At 44.4% G+C, this 15446-nt stretch carries 12 protein-coding genes; 4 read left to right on the top strand and 8 right to left on the bottom strand.

The genetic code is table 11. From position 1 onward, the window contains the following. Nucleotides 1-56 precede the first annotated feature (56 nt). Nucleotides 57-2186 (bottom strand): TonB-dependent siderophore receptor, encoded by a 2130-nt coding sequence (locus OCU60_RS09385; protein ID WP_083602616.1) that lies wholly within the window; start codon nt 2184-2186, stop codon nt 57-59. A 133-nt stretch (nt 2187-2319) separates the two neighbouring features. Between OCU60_RS09385 and OCU60_RS09380 the strand changes: the two genes are divergently transcribed. Continuing rightward, nucleotides 2320-3252 carry a LysR family transcriptional regulator gene (locus OCU60_RS09380; RefSeq protein WP_074372625.1) on the top strand — a complete coding sequence of 311 codons (933 nt, stop codon included), beginning with the start codon at nt 2320-2322 and terminating at the stop codon, nt 3250-3252. Here the strand turns inward: OCU60_RS09380 and OCU60_RS09375 are convergent. From OCU60_RS09375 to OCU60_RS09360, 4 genes are read right to left on the bottom strand one after another with little or no spacing between them, the layout of a single operon-like run. Next, on the bottom strand, nt 3245-4045 hold the full coding sequence (locus tag OCU60_RS09375; RefSeq protein ID WP_074372624.1) for an ABC transporter ATP-binding protein: 801 nt from the start codon (nt 4043-4045) through the stop codon (nt 3245-3247). The two genes, OCU60_RS09380 and OCU60_RS09375, sit on opposite strands and share 8 nt — an antisense overlap. Next, nucleotides 4042-5082, bottom strand: coding sequence for a FecCD family ABC transporter permease (locus OCU60_RS09370; RefSeq protein WP_261854719.1), 1041 nt, complete (start codon nt 5080-5082; stop codon nt 4042-4044). Before OCU60_RS09370 ends, OCU60_RS09375 begins: the two co-directional genes overlap by 4 nt. Continuing rightward, nucleotides 5082-6119 (bottom strand): FecCD family ABC transporter permease, encoded by a 1038-nt coding sequence (locus tag OCU60_RS09365; RefSeq protein ID WP_083602615.1) that lies wholly within the window; start codon nt 6117-6119, stop codon nt 5082-5084. The genes OCU60_RS09370 and OCU60_RS09365 overlap by 1 nt, the downstream gene beginning before the upstream one ends. Then, the gene (locus OCU60_RS09360) at nt 6116-7102 is read right to left on the bottom strand and encodes an iron-siderophore ABC transporter substrate-binding protein (protein WP_074372622.1); all 987 of its coding nucleotides are present in this window, start codon (nt 7100-7102) and stop codon (nt 6116-6118) included. Before OCU60_RS09360 ends, OCU60_RS09365 begins: the two co-directional genes overlap by 4 nt. A gap of 167 nt (nt 7103-7269) precedes the next feature. Here OCU60_RS09360 and OCU60_RS09355 point away from each other — a divergent pair, with 167 nt between their 5' ends. The 3 genes from OCU60_RS09355 (at nt 7270) to OCU60_RS09345 (ending at nt 10445) form a co-directional block, all read left to right on the top strand. Next, nucleotides 7270-7845 carry an MSMEG_1061 family FMN-dependent PPOX-type flavoprotein gene (locus OCU60_RS09355; RefSeq protein WP_074372621.1) on the top strand — a complete coding sequence of 192 codons (576 nt, stop codon included), beginning with the start codon at nt 7270-7272 and terminating at the stop codon, nt 7843-7845. 175 nt (nt 7846-8020) lie between these two features. Further along, complete coding sequence (locus tag OCU60_RS09350) at nt 8021-8917, top strand: homocysteine S-methyltransferase family protein (protein ID WP_074372620.1); 897 nt, start codon at nt 8021-8023, stop codon at nt 8915-8917. Then, nucleotides 8910-10445 (top strand): BCCT family transporter, encoded by a 1536-nt coding sequence (locus OCU60_RS09345; RefSeq protein WP_074372619.1) that lies wholly within the window; start codon nt 8910-8912, stop codon nt 10443-10445. Before OCU60_RS09350 ends, OCU60_RS09345 begins: the two co-directional genes overlap by 8 nt. A 371-nt stretch (nt 10446-10816) precedes the next feature. Here OCU60_RS09345 and OCU60_RS09340 read toward each other — a convergent pair whose 3' ends face one another. The 3 genes from OCU60_RS09340 to OCU60_RS09330 form a co-directional block, all read right to left on the bottom strand. Further along, a complete protein-coding gene (locus tag OCU60_RS09340) occupies nt 10817-11971 on the bottom strand; it encodes a porin (protein WP_074372618.1) in 1155 nt (384 codons plus the stop codon). A gap of 42 nt (nt 11972-12013) precedes the next feature. Then, complete coding sequence (locus OCU60_RS09335) at nt 12014-13372, bottom strand: PTS transporter subunit EIIC (protein ID WP_074372617.1); 1359 nt, start codon at nt 13370-13372, stop codon at nt 12014-12016. Nucleotides 13373-14099: 727 nt separating this feature from the next. Beyond that, nucleotides 14100-15368, bottom strand: coding sequence for an aromatic ring-hydroxylating oxygenase subunit alpha (locus OCU60_RS09330; protein WP_074372616.1), 1269 nt, complete (start codon nt 15366-15368; stop codon nt 14100-14102). Nucleotides 15369-15446: the final 78 nt, after the last annotated feature.

The following is a 15446-nucleotide window of genomic DNA, read 5'->3' as shown; positions in this document are numbered from 1 at the left end:
AATTAAATTTATATATTACAATTAGTTATGTGGTTAGTCTCAATGTAAACGACTCGTTACCAAGCATAATGTAAAGAAGCATTAAACGAGCGACTTGGGTTGTAGTAGTTTGCTGTCCCTGAACCGACCACATATTGTTTATCCGTTAGGTTGTGCACATTCAGTGACAGCTGAGCCGACTTTGAAATACGGTATGCAAATGCTGCATCAAATAGTGTTGCCGAATCGCTTTTCCCTTTATTCGCGGCATCAAAGTAATACGTACCCACATAGCGTGCCCCTAAACCAACATCCATGGTTTTATTTGGCAGGGTGTAGTAACCCCATACCGAAGCGCTATGGTTTGGTGCTGTCACAAATTCATTACCGTCTAGCACATCACCGCTTCTCGTACTGCCTCGAACCACTTTCGACTTCATGTAGGAGTAGCCACCCGTGACATTAAAACGGTCGGTCACTTCTGCTTTTACTTCTAAATCGAGGCCACGGACACGCGTTTCACCGATCGTTTCGCGTTCAATCGTTCCATTGTCCTGAACAATCGCCATGGTCACATCATTTTTTTCAAGGTCGTAAATCGCAGCAGAGAACAGCGCATTCATACTCAGTGGCGCAAACTTCACCCCCGCTTCTAGTTGTTTGCCTCTTTCCGGTTTCACGCCAATACTTGGCGGCGCAACAGACTCGACCTGACTAATATAGGTTGACCACTCTTGAGTCACTTTTACGGTAAACGCACCGCGCAGAGATGTCTCAGAGAATTCACCACTTGAATCGCGGTTACTGATATCACGGTTCGTTAAGTCCATGTAGTCATGCCGGGCACCCAATGTCAGGATGTATCGGTCATCCCATGATAAGTTCTGTTGAATGAAAACTGATTTTGTCGTCTCATCCTGATCATTTTTGCTGTAAGGCGCACCGATTGTCGGCATGCCAGAATATGATGGTCTGTCGATATTGATGCTGCTTGCCGTTCCATAAACTGACGTATCCTGAGTCGAAGCATCACGGTATTCCAAACCAATTAAGGTGCTGCTATCAATCTGTTCAAAACTCGCATCGTATTGCACAATCGTATTGCCAATGATCTGCTTAGAGTGAGTATCGGTTCCGAAATAGTAACGAGCGACATCACTGCCTGTTCTTCCTGCGTAATCATATAAATAGACATAACCGAAATCGTCTTCGAGTTTGCTATAGCGTAAGTTACCGCTGAGCGAGATGCCATTGTCAAAATAATGGGTGATTTGCGCCGTAATGTTCGTCCGATCAACATCGTGTTTGTTGTAATCAGGCTCACCATAAAATTCACTGCGATCGTACTCTCTATCCAGTGGGTAACCGCCACTGTTCGGTGTGGTGTCTCGGCCAAGATAGTCAACAATCAGGGTTGCCGTGGTTTGTACAGAGGGCTGCCATGTCATCCCACCCATGAAGAACTGAGCGTTGTCTTTTGAATGATCGTATTCAAGATCGCTGTCTTTCACTTTCGTGGTAAAGCGATATGCGACCGTTTCCGACTCATTGAGTGTGTCACCAAAATCTAACCCAATCTCTTTGCTGTCATAAGACCCATAGGAAACATAACTGTTTCCAAAGCGTTTAAATTTCGGTTTTTTACTGACAAAGTTCACTGAGCCACCCGGATCAGCAGGACCGAATAGGGTAGAGTTCGCCCCGCGAATCACTTCAACACGCTCATAAGCATAAGGGTCTTCACGCACACCCCGCATCGAGCCAAGTGTCATGCCATCACGGTATGTTGTTGCCTGATAACCCCGAATCATAAAGTAATCATTGCGGTCATCAGAGCCGTAGTAATCTGTCACCAACCCAGGGGAATACTGCAAAATTTCTTCGGTTGTTGCGGCATTACGCTGGTTGATCTCTTTTTCCGTGATAACCGAAAGCAATGCTGGCGTATCTTGAATATTGGTTGCCACTTTACCGCCGACCCATAATTCTTCGGCGACAGTGGTATCGGCATCTTCTGCGATGGGCTGGCCATACACGGTGATGGTGTTGACACGATAAGCTTGATCTTCTTGAACACTGTCTTGTTTTTCTTGAATATTATCTTGAGCTTCTGCATAAACAGAGCCTGAATAAGAAAGAACAGGAACAAAACAGAGGAGTAAGTGCATCGCACGCCACCGTTCCTTACCACTTCTAATATTTTCCATTTTTTACGGATCCTATACGACTAGTTTTTATTGTCATTTAATACTATTGATAATACAAATGATAATGCTTATTATTTGTGATAAATTAAATTGATATATAGTTATCAACCGATGCCGAGAGAGAAACAACCACATGGAGCTACGCCACCTCAAATACTTTTTAGCAGTTGCTGAAACACAAAATATTCGCTTGGCTGCACAGAAAGTGCATGTGACTCAACCGGCCATATCAAGAAAAATCAAAGAATTAGAAACAGAACTGGGCGTTTTATTATTCGACCGCCAGCCGAAAGGATTACGTCTGAATCGTGCAGGAAAGATTTATCAAAAACAGTTAGGTGCAATTATCAGACAAATTGACGACGCGAACGAGCATGTTCGTCAGTTTACTCATACAGAATATGGCTCTCTCGCTTTAGGGGCGCATGACTTCGTGTTGTGGGAAGGGGCCATGAATCAGTGCGTGAGTCAGTTTTGCCATGATAACCACGACGTTGAACTTGAGGTCTATTCAGATACACCCATGGTGTTGCTGAAACGATTAGAGCTTGATCAGATTGACGGGGCTTTCTTGTATCATTTCTCTGAGTTGTCTTCTGAATATGCGGTACAACCTGTCGCTCAAGACAAGTTGGTTCTGGCTTATCCAGCGAGTTGGGGGAAAACCATATCACCTTCAATCACGGTTGAAGCGCTCAACCGATTGCCTGCTGTGCGTTTGCCAAGAAGCGTGGATCCTTATTACTTCGACTGGCAAGAAGCGCTGTTCCATGAGATAGGCTGGGCACCAGACGTTACTCAATGGGCACACGGAGAAAGCACCATGCTTGGTTTGGTCGCAGCGGGCAATGGGGTTGCCATCGTCAATGAGCGCCACTTCACGCGACCTTCGAATATGCTCTGTTATACACCGTTAGATGTGTTACCCCACACATCGCCGCTGCACTTTGTCTATAAAAATACGTCTGATAATCCGGCTCTGCTGGCATTTGTGCAGCGACTTTCCAACGAAGAACGACATCCATATCGTGCTGGTGGAAGTCGCTTTGCTTTGACAGCTATTTAAGCTTGTGTCGACCGATAGGAATCATCATCGGAATGTTCGACACCGGGTCAATCATGATATGGTTGTTCAAACCAAACACGGCTTGAATCGTCTCATTCGTCAGCACTTTTTCCGGCTTGCCGTGTGCATGAACCTGTCCGTTGATCATCGCAAGCAAATTGTCTGAATAGCGGGCAGCTAAGTTGAGATCATGCAAAACCATCACGATGGTAATCCCACGCTGTAGATTCAGATCCACCAGTAAATCCAACACTTCGATTTGATGCGTCACATCTAAAAACGTTGTCGGTTCATCGAGCAGCAAAATATCCGTTTCCTGAGCCAGCGCCATTGCTATCCAAACGCGCTGACGCTGCCCCCCGGACAGCGCATCCACGTCGCTCTCTATCAGGTCGGTTAGCTTGGTGACTTCCAGCGCATTCGCGACCGCCTCGTCATCTTGTTTGCGCCAGCGTGACATGATCCCATGATGCGGATGACGCCCACGACTGACGAGATCACCAACCGTAATACCTTCGGGTGCAATCGGAGACTGAGGCAACAACCCCAATGTCCGTGCTAATGTTCTGGTCGGGCTGTGATGGACCGATTTTCCATCAAGTAACACTTGCCCTTGAGAAGGCGTCAGTAAACGAGACAGGGTTTTTAACAGCGTTGACTTGCCACAGGCATTCGCCCCGACAATCGAGGTGATTTTTCCCGGTACTATCTTGAGCGAGAGATGTTTGACGATCGTTTTTTCGCCATAACCGGCAGATAACTGCTCGACCACAAGTTCATGAGCTTTGGTCACAAAGATCCCCCTTTACGATTCACGCGAATAATTAAATAAATGAGATAAGGTGCACCCAAAGCGCCCGTTATCACACCGACCGGATAGCGGCTTGGAAGAAGAAACTGTCCAATATAATCGCCCGTCAATACTAATACCGCCCCGACGAGCGCAGCAGGAATGAACAGGGTGCCGTTAGAACCGACCATGCGCGCAGCGATTGGCCCGGAGAGAAATGCCACAAAAGCGATAGGGCCTGTTACGGCGGTGGCAACCGCAATTAAACCGACAGCACATACCATAACGATGATGCGGGTGACGGTGATATTGACACCCAGAGCCGCAGCGGTGTCATCGCCTAGCCGTAATGCGTCTAAAGACTTTGTCTGACTCAGGAGCAAACTGCCAAAAATAACCAATGAAATCAACAGTGAAATACTTTGATGAATCTGTACTGAATTGACGCTACCCGTTAACCAGCGCATCGCTTCTTGCAGATCCCAGGATGAGGCTTGCGACAACAGATAGGCGATATAACTTTCAATCATTGCGGAAATGCCAATCCCGATCAGAATCAACCGTGTTCCTGCGACACCATTTTTATAAGAGAGGCCATAAACCGTCAGCGCAACAGCCAAACCCACCAAAATTGAAAAAATAGCGACGGCAGAACCATCCATATTCAGAACAATAATGGCAAACACCGCCGCTGCACTGGCCCCGGAACTCACACCCACGATATCCGGGCTGGCTAAAGGGTTACGCAGCATGGTTTGAAATGCGACGCCGGCTAAGCCAAAACTCATGCCGACCAGTAACGAAATCATCGCTCTGGGCAATCGTAAATACCCGACGGTGAAACTCGCGCCGGGAATATGCTCTCCTTGTAACACGCCCCAGACGACAGCCGGAGAGGTATACGATTGACCCAAGATCAGGGTTAAGCACCAAGCAGACCCGGCTAAAATCAATAAGCCAAGGGTGAGTAAAGACCAGCGTCGCATCCGTTGCTGACGGGCCGATCTCACTTGTTGTAAAAGAGGTAATTCAGCGGACATCATAATTCCCTAACGCGCTGACGACGCACAATCCAGATAAAGAAGGGGGCACCAATAAACGCGGTGACCACCCCGACAGATAACTCACTGGGACGGGAAATGATTCGTCCTGCAATATCTGCAAGCAACAGCAAACTTGCCCCGCCCACCGCAGAGAAAGGCAATAACCAGCGATGATCCACGCCCACTAACAGACGGCAAAAATGCGGCACAACCAAACCAACAAAGCCTATCGGTCCACAAATCGCGGTTGTCGCGCCACATAGTAAAATAGCGCCCAGCCCGGCAGCACTGCGCGCCAAAACCACATTTTCACCCAAACCGGCGGCGAGTTCGTCCCCAAGTGCTAAGCTGTTTAATTTTCTTGCAGTCAGCGCTGTGATGACTAACCCAACAAGTAAGAAAGGCAAAACGAGAGTAATGGTTTCGAATGTTGCACCACCGACACCGCCAATCTGCCAGGATCTGGCTCCGCCAGCGATATCGTTACGTGGTAACACAACCGCGATGGTGAAACATGATAAAGCCGCTGAAGTTGCAGCGCCTGCTAACGCGAGCTTCAGCGGTGTTGCGCCACCTCGTCCCATTGAGCCGATGGTATAAACGAATACGGCGGTGAGTGCTGCGCCTAAAATTGCCATCCAGACATAAGTCTGGATTTGATTGATACCCAACCAAGCCAGCCCGACGACCACAAAAAAAGAAGCGCCAATGTTTACACCGAGAATGCCGGGATCGGCCAGAGGATTGCGAGTTACGCCCTGCATGACAGTGCCTGCCAAGCCTAAAGAAGCGCCCGCAATGACCGCCAAAGCGGTACGCGGAATGCGCATCGCGACTGCGGCTTCGCCCACGGTATTGAGGTTTCCCTGAATGGCGCTGATAATTTCGTTCCATGTCACTTCTCTTGTCCCTAAGGCGACAGAGAGCAGGCATAAAAGCAACAACACAATCAGCAAAGTAACGAGAGTCACCGGGCGCGAAATTGCAAAACGTCCCACTGTAAACTGATGATTTTTTGAAACAGGGGACTTCATTGCGCTTTGCGTGCAGCCGCTGCCAACGCCTCTAGGTAATCATCCAATACCCATGAGATAGATAACGGGGTCGGATTGGCTGCGGTGGCTAACGGCCCGCTGCCCAGCATGACAATCGAACCGTGTTTCACCGCATTCATTTTTGACATCAATGGGTTATTGGAAAGCGGCTTTAACAGTGCTTCACCACCATAGGTGACAAAGATATCGACATCATTAAATGCGTCGATTTGTTCAATACTGGCTTCACCGGAAAACTGCCCGGAACGACTCAAATCACGAATGCTCTGGGGGGAGATTAGAGTTAAGTCATTGAAGAATTTCACACGTGTATCGTTATCGGTGTAAAAGTGCACCACACTCAAATCGGTCGGGTCTAAATGGGTAATAAACATGGCCGATTTCCCCTTAAGTTCAGGGTACTTCGCTGTTCGCGATGCGATGTCTTGCTCAATGCGTGTAATGAGCGCTTCCCCTTCTTGCGCCATTCCCATGCCCAAACTGTTGATGCGAATCATGCTTCGCCAGTCAGTCGACCAAGGTGCATTTGGATATGCCACCACCGGTGCAATCATGCTGAGTGTGTCGTAATCAGCACGGCTTAAACCAGAATACGCAGCAAGAATGACATCCGGCTGCGTTGCAGCAACCGCTTCGAAATCAATCCCATCGCCTTCATCGAACAGTGGCGGTGTTTGCGCCCCGAGAGCATCGAGTCGCGCTTTGACCCAAGGCAGAACGCCGTCCCCGTCATCGTCACCAAAAGTCGCGGCAGCAAAACCAACCGGTACCACACCAAGCGCCAGCGGTACTTCATGGTTCGCCCATGCGACTGTCGCAACCCTCACCGGTTTTTTCTGAATGATGGTCGTACCAAAGGCATGCTGAATTTTGATGGGATACGTCACGCTATCGTCTGCCCAACTCAACGTTGTCGTGAAAGAAAAAAGAAAAACGGTAAAAACGGCTTTGAGGTTCAACATACGATTGGCTTCGGTTTATGGCTGTAAATATCTAAGAGTGACATCTCGTCGAGATGGCATTTGACTCTGTCCTATGAGTTAGAACATGATAATGCAAACCAATTTCAAATGATACTTACTATCATTTACAAATAGTTTATGACCGATAACAAAAGAGAAAGTATAAAATGACGCAAATCACCACATTGGAACAATTAAGAGCGCTCTATAGCACACCGCATCCACTTGCTGTTGCCAAAGAAATCCAACACATTGATCAGCACTCCCGCACCTTCATTGAAAACAGCAGACTGTTTTTGCTCGCGTCAACCAATCAAGATGGTTCGTTAGATGTCTCTCCTCGCGGTGGCGAAGCTGGATTTGTCCAAGTATTGGACGACAAAACGTTGGTTTTTCCGGACAGCCCGGGTAACAACCGGTTAGATACCTTAACTAATCTCATCACCAACCCAAAAGTCGGGTTACTGTTCATGGTTTCCGGCATTGAAGATGTGGTGAGAGTGAAAGGGATGGCATCGATCCATATTGATGATGAAATCAGAGACTTTTGTCTGGATGGGAAAACAAAGCCAAAGTTAGTGATCAAAGTGACTGTAGACTCACTGTTCTTTCATTGCCCTAAAGCGCTCATGAAATCCAAAATCTGGCGTAGTGAATCGTATATCAACCGAGATTTTTTACCGTCTCTGGGGAAGATTATTCAGGATCAGAAAGCAGAGAAAGAGCAGCGCGGAGACGATTGAGCAGCGAATTTATGGGCGTCAATCAATCATTCATGACATCATGTCATGAATATAAATATTCAATGATGCTCTAATATGAATTTTATTCATGTTTGTGATGAGAGATTCTCAATATAATTTCCTGAATACTGTGGTTAAATACCTGCATGGATGTTTAGCAGTATAGAAGTCTAAAATGGCAAATATTACAATTTTGGATGGTGGGATGGGGCGTGAGCTAAAACGGATTGGCGCTCCTTTTTCTCAACCACTTTGGAGCGCTCAGGCGCTGATTGAATCGCCAAAGCATGTGAAGCAGGCTCACCAAGGTTTTATCGAGGCCGGCGCACAGATTATCATCGTCAATAGCTATGCTTGTGTACCTTTCCATTTAGGCGCAGAACGCTTTACCGAACAAGGGGCAGAGCTTGCCAAAAAAGCGGCTCGAATTGCGCAAGAGGTCGTTTCTGAATCCCAGCAAGAGGTTTTGGTCGCAGGATCGATCCCGCCAGCGTTTGGTTCATATCGTCCAGACCTGTTTGAAGCTGCAAGCGCTTATGAGATCAGTTCGACGCTATTTAATGCCCAAGACCAGTATGTTGATCTCTGGCTGGCTGAAACAGTGGCGAGCCTTGCGGAAGCGGAAGTGATCTCAAAGGTTTTGGCTCACACGGATAAACCGGTTTATTTCTCTTTTACCCTGATGGATGAGGTGGGGCAGCAATCCCGCCTTCGCTCAGGTGAATTGGTCACCGATGCTGTTGAAGCCTTATTCGCAACCAATGCCGCGGGGATCTTTTTTAACTGTTCGGTACCAGAGGTTGTTGAGCAAGCGATTTTGGATGTCAATCAAGTGCTGGAACGCTCAGGCAAGATGCTGACCATCGGTGTATTCGCGAATAGTTTTACGCCGATCAAGTCAGGGCACCAAGCCAATGACACCATCCAGACAATGCGCAATGTTTCACCACAAGAGTATCTTGAGTTTGCTCAGAAGTGGCACCAGCTAGGCGCGAGTATCATTGGTGGATGCTGTGGGATTGAACCAAGTCATATTAAAGCGCTAGCGACATGGAGAGACAGCGTTGAATAATCTCAACTTTGGACTCACGATTCCGGCTATCATGCTGGTATTACTTCTGCTGGTTGTCTCTTCACTATATCCAGATTTGTCTCAGGCGATGGCCGGTAATGCCATGACTTTTGTGACAAATTGGTTCGGCTGGTTAGCGCAACTGGCTAGTTTAGCATTAGTGTTTTTTCTGTTTTGGCTTGCATTTTCTAAATACGGAGCGATTCGTTTAGGGGACGATAAGCCTGAATATTCAAACTTCTCTTATGGTGGCATGATCTTTACTGCGGGCGTTGGGGCTTCTCTGATATATTGGGGTATTGGCGAACCTATGTATAACCTGCAATCCCCACCATTGTTCGCAGACGCCAATAGCTACACCGCAGCAGCATGGTCAGTCACCTATTCAATGTTTCACTGGGGCATTACCGGTTGGGCGATTTACTGTTTTCCTGCGATTCCCTTTTCTTACGCCTTTTATGTCCAGAAGAAACGTACATTAAAGCTCTCAACGCTGTGTGAGCCGGTATTAGGCAAGAACCCTATTGTCGCGAAATGTATCGACTTGGTTGCCATCTTTGGCACATTAGCTGCTTTTGCCAGTTCATTGGCGCTGACGGTGACGCTATTGAGTGAAGGCGTATCTCAACTGTTTGAGATTGACAACAATTTGATGCTTCAAGGCAGCATCATCTTGCTGTTCGTCTTGGTATTGTTTGTGGTCATGCTGGTGGGGTTCAATCGAGGGATCAGCAAGGTTTCTGACTACACTGTCGTTGCGGCCATCTGCTTTGCACTGTTCGTGTTATTTACGTCAAACGCCCCCTTTATTTTAAATAACGTCACCGATTCTTTTGGGGTGATGTTGGACAGTTATTTCCGGATGTCATTATGGACCGACCCGGTGCAGCAGAGTGGTTTCCCACAGAGTTGGACGCAATACTATTGGTTCTGGTACTACGCTTATCTCATCATGATGGGGTTATTCATTACCCGTATATCAAGAGGTCGTACAATCCGTGAAGTGATTTTGTACACGATATTTATGGGGTCGTTGGGATGTGCATTCTTTATCTCTATCTTTGGCGGGTATGCAGTTTGGGCACAGCTTTTTGGCGGCTATCCGGTGCAAGATTGGATGAGCGAGGGCGGACTAACCTTTGCAGTTGTTTCACTCATCCAAACCCTGCCGGCGAAAAATGTCATTTTAACCGTGTTCTTAGTGATTCAGTTCTTCTTGATGTTAACCACGATGTCGAGTGCGAGTGTGGCTACGGCCATGCTGACGACGAATCAGTTATCGTTAAGAGGTGACCCGGATAACAAAGTAAAACTCATGTGGGCAGGGGCAATCGCACTGATCAGTTTTAGCGTTTTCTTGTGTGGCGGCGGCATTGATACGATTAAGTCACTGTGCGTTGTCGCAGGACTCCCCATGATGTTTGTTTATGCTATTTTGGTGAAGCAGCTACTGATGCAACTCTCAAACGGTCAGGCGCAAGAGGGGCAATCCGAGGAATTAGTCGAATATCAAGAGTTCATGCCTTAATGGTCAAATGAAACATATTCCTTAGCTTATGAATGGGATACGGCATAGTTTTAGAACAACTCAATTCAGTGTAAAACTACAGATCGCGATCGACATATAATTAAACATAAGGAATATAGAGTGATAAATAATCTATTTTATACACAACCAATATCATTGGATAAATTATTAACATAATAGATGTACTTTATCTTAAATTACCAAAAAATGCCGAGTAGAGTATTAAGATGTAATACTCTACTCGGGACTTGCCTGAGAATACAGTAGCACGCCCTATATATTTATTTTTATATAGATAAAGATAAAATTAACTATAGCATTGTATAATGTGATTAATTTTTTAACTTATTAGCATATTATAGTTGGGGGTTTTAAAATAAATATTTGACGGCAAATTGATAATCATCAGCTGCATCGACAGCCTCTGAATTATATGAGCCTGAAGTCTTACTATAATCACCATATGCTCTTACCGCTGCAGGATCCCAAGCATTTTTATCAAGGCTATTAATGCGGTATTCAAAAGATACACTCAAATGTTGGTTGAAGTTGTATATAGCACCCAATGTTGTTGAATTATGAGAATCTAGACTTTTCCCATTGACATCAACAGTTTGTTTTTCCCAAGTAGTAAGTAACCCGAAACCATTGGTAAAAGTATAGCGTAATGCAGTTTCTATACCTTTATGATCTACACCATTCGTTAGAAAATCAGTTCCCTTAGAAGCAGTTACGGCTGCATACCAAGAAGAATCATCATACTTTAAACCTGTTAAATATAATTTAGGATCACTCGTACTGACACCTGCTGTACTTTGAGGACGATTACCATTTATAAATCCAGCACCGACAGACATATGCATTGGTAAGTCATACGTCATCGCTAAATTATACGCGCTATTGTCTTTATCTAGGGTACTCGTATCTCTTTTAGTCTTAAATTTATAACTTGCTAGAATATGTGCTTTCCCGAATACGCCAGAATATTTCAATACATCACTTGCTCTTGCTGATGCAAAACGGTCAGTCCCCAATCCTAAAGCAGCGCCTGTATATCCATCTGTATAGCCAATATCTGTCCATCCAGTGAAAGTATCTGCATTAGGACTCCATTGACGGCCAAATGTAAATGTTCCGATATCTTTCACACCAAGCCCAATAAAAATTAATCTGGTACGGATGTTAGTGCCTTGTGCATCACCAGCATTTCTATTATCTGAGCTGTTTACATTTGATGCAAAATTTTGCTCACTATCCGGGTTATTTAATTTAAATTGAGCCTCATATCTACCTATGGCAGTCAATTTTTCATCGATGGCTGTTTTAGCATCTACGCCAAATCTTAAAAAGTTATTACTACCATAGTTCGCACTATTTTTTTCATTACCAAAGAAATGTCCGGCATACGCCATACCAGTTAATTTCACATCATTATCATTATCCTTAATAAGTTGATATGCTTGTAATTGTGGCGCGATAAAAACAAGTGAAATAGTGACAGCGAGAGTATTTAATTTAATGTTCATAGTTTACCTTTTCTAGTGTGTTTGTCATGTCTTTAGATATAATTATTTTTCATCAAAACCAATCAACGTTATTGCTATTGGTGTAACAATCAGTGATATGCCAAGAGTAATTAATGCGTAGTAGAAATTATTTCCTTCACCGATCCACATCGGTAAAGAGGCTAAGCCTGGTCCTACCGGCGCATAAGCTTTTAATGTCACAAGCCCGGCAAATGCTCCAGCGCAACCAGCACCGACCATGCAACCTAACAATGGGCGTTTTAATTTTAAATGTATGCCATATAATGCGGGCTCTGTAATACCAAATAATGCAGAGATACCTGCGGGTAATGCAACTTGTTTTAATGAGACATCTTTAGCCATAAACCAAACTGTTAATGCACCTGCACCTTGAGCAATATTTGAAGAGAGCATCGCACTATGAATTAATGTCTCATACCCCGGACTTGCCATAGCTGCAAATATGATTGGATAAAAAACTTTATGCATTCCAAACATCACAATCAGTGGCATGAATATTGATAATAATGCAACAGCTAACCAACCAACTTTACTTTGTACCCAGAAAACACCACTTGATAATCCCTGTCCCAAATAATTACCAAGAGGGCCAAGAATAATTAATGCTATTGGTGCGACAATCACTAGAACCAATAAAGGCTTCATGAAAATTTTGACAGCCCCTGGAGACACTTTATCTGCAAGCGGTTCAATATATGACATCAACCATATTGAAAAAATAATTGGAAGTACTGAAGATGCATATGAAACAGAAGGGATGTGGAAACCAATAAAATCAATTGGCGTTCCAGAACCCATCAATGCAATTAGTTTTGGGTGGATTAATACACCAGCTAGAGCTACAGAAACAAAAGGATTTGTTTTGAATTTCTGAGCACAAGAAAATGCAAGTAATAAAGGGAGAAAATAGAATGCGGCATCTGCAATAAAACTCATTACTAAGTAAAATTGGCTAGTTTTACTTGTTAATTCTAGAGAAACTGAGAGCAGAAGTAATGCTTTTAACATTCCTGAAGCTGCTATTGCAGGTATAATCGGTTGAAAAATACCAGTTACTACAGCTGCAAATTTATTAAATATTCCTTTAAATGAAAGGTCCATTTTTTCTGATTTAATCTCTGTTTTCTCAATGCTACCACCAATAGAATCAGTTAGGTTTTGAAAAACAGTACTTACATTGTTTCCTATAATAATTTGGCATTGACCTCCACTATATACAGCGCCCATAACTCCTGGGATTGTCTTTATTTTTTCTAAGTCAGCATTAGAAGAGTTTTTAAGTTCCAATCGGAGTCTAGTCGAGCAATGTAAAGCACTCGATATATTTTCTTTACCGCCGACATACTCCAAGATGGACTTTGTTAAATTCTCGTAGTTCATCAGTTATCCTTTTTTTTGACAAAAAAAAGACCTGGAAAGACAATTTCTTGTCCATTCCAGGTCTTGCCTGCTTAGCAGTAACACGCCCGTTTGCATCTAATGATGCGTCGCTTATTTAATGTGAGTTATAACTAATTCATTTTTAAAATTAAAGGAAGTAAACAAGAATTCGTGATTTGTATCACTGCGTTTATATAGCTTATACTAATTTGAATTCATATTAATACTGCAAATTATTCACAATTTATCAGCGTTATTGGAACAATTCTGAAATCCTCTAAAAGTAATGTTTTTTAATCCAGTCACAGATATGGTGGCTACCATATCTGGCTAAAACCTTTGAACTTTTCTCATAAAGTCACTCTTTCTTATAAAATCACTCCCCGAGCCTGAGCAACTTATTATTATTATCGAATTTGACGAGATATTTTTATTTTTTGGTCTGCTCTTATTTTTAACCGAATGTATCTAACTAATTTCTATCCAAATATGAGTTATATCATGTTACGTGCAGACTACGTTGGTAAAGTCTGTGAACCGCTCTATTCGAGAAATATTTATCACTCAATCGCTGTCACTCGCCTGTAGTGCAATTTGACTCATATATATCTAATGTCATAAAAACTTAAATAGGGTGGGGTGTTGATGTGTTCTCATTCCTTGTCATACTTCCTTTCAAGACGAGCCGCGATTGCGGCTCGAAAACGAAATAAACGAATGAGCAGGATTATTTCTCTTTTAGGTTATTCAATACGCTATCCGAATACCAATCGACAAAGTTAATTACGCCAAATTCAAAGGTTTGTGAATAAGGTCCCGGTTGATAAGCAAGTGAATTAATGCCGCGTTGGTTCTCCTCTCCCAGAATTCGGTCCTGATCATTGGTTGCATCCCAAACCTGACGTAGCCGCTCCGGATCATAGTCCTGACCTTCGAGCGCATCTTTGTGCACGAACCATTTGGTGGTGACCAGACTTTCCTGTGCTGAAATCGGCAAGACACGAAAGACAATAAAATGGTCACTTTGCATGTGGTTCCACGAGTTAGGCAAATGCAGGATACGGAGCGAGCCGAGTTGACGGTTCTTAATTCGTCCCAGTAGTTTCTCACAACCGTGGTTACCATCAATGGTCATCACTTCAGTGCCTTCCTTGAGTGGCATACGAACCAGACGGTTACGAGCCCCGAAGTTTTTGTGCTCATGCGGGATTTTCTCAGCATCCCATTCGTTTGCCATGCGCTGGTAGTGGGCAAGGAATTCTGCTGAGGCGCGAGGATCATTGGTATCATCCCATTCCAGCAGCGTATTCAATAGCTCTGGATGGCTTCCGGAACAGTGATAACACTCACGGTTGTTTTCCAGGACCAGCTTCCAGTTAGCTTTTTCATACATGTTTGACTCAACCGCTAGCTTGGTGTTTTCGACATCATACGGTTCCATGTATTCTTCGAGGGTTGCCAGAAATTCATCGAAGTCAGATTCAGGGGGATTTTCACCAAGACAGATGAAAATAAAGCCGCCCGCAGTTTTACAGTGAACTGCGTGGAGCTTATGTTTTGACATGTCAAAATCATCCCCCATTTCTGTGCCGGCAAAGAGCAAATTGCCTTTGGTGTTGTATGTCCATTGGTGATAAGGACAGACAAGATTGGCAACTTTTCCCCGATGTTCGAGACAAATGCGTGAACCACGATGTCGGCAGGTATTGTGAAACGCATTCACAGAACCATCGGCATCGCGAACAATCAGAACCGGGTTTTGAGCAATTTCAACAGTAAAATAGTCTCCTTTACTGGGGATCTCACTGGTCATCCCGACAAACAACCACTCTTTTTGGAAGATCTCTTCTACATCAACCCGGAACATCAACGGATCATTATATAAGGGACGTGGTAATGAGTAATTCGGTTGACGTTCACTCAGTAGTTCGGTCATTTTATCGCGGGCTATATCCAAACTTGCATAGCTAATATTGAGTAAATCATTCTGTGTCATTGCTTCAATCTTCTTTTCTGGGGGTTAGTTTTATACCCGATCTGGGCTTCCTTGCTACACACCTCAATCCCCGCCCTT

It is taken from the genome of Vibrio spartinae, assembly GCF_024347135.1.
In the GTDB taxonomy this organism is placed as follows: Bacteria; Pseudomonadota; Gammaproteobacteria; order Enterobacterales; family Vibrionaceae; genus Vibrio; species Vibrio spartinae.
This window is presented reverse-complemented; position numbering and strand designations above follow the sequence as displayed.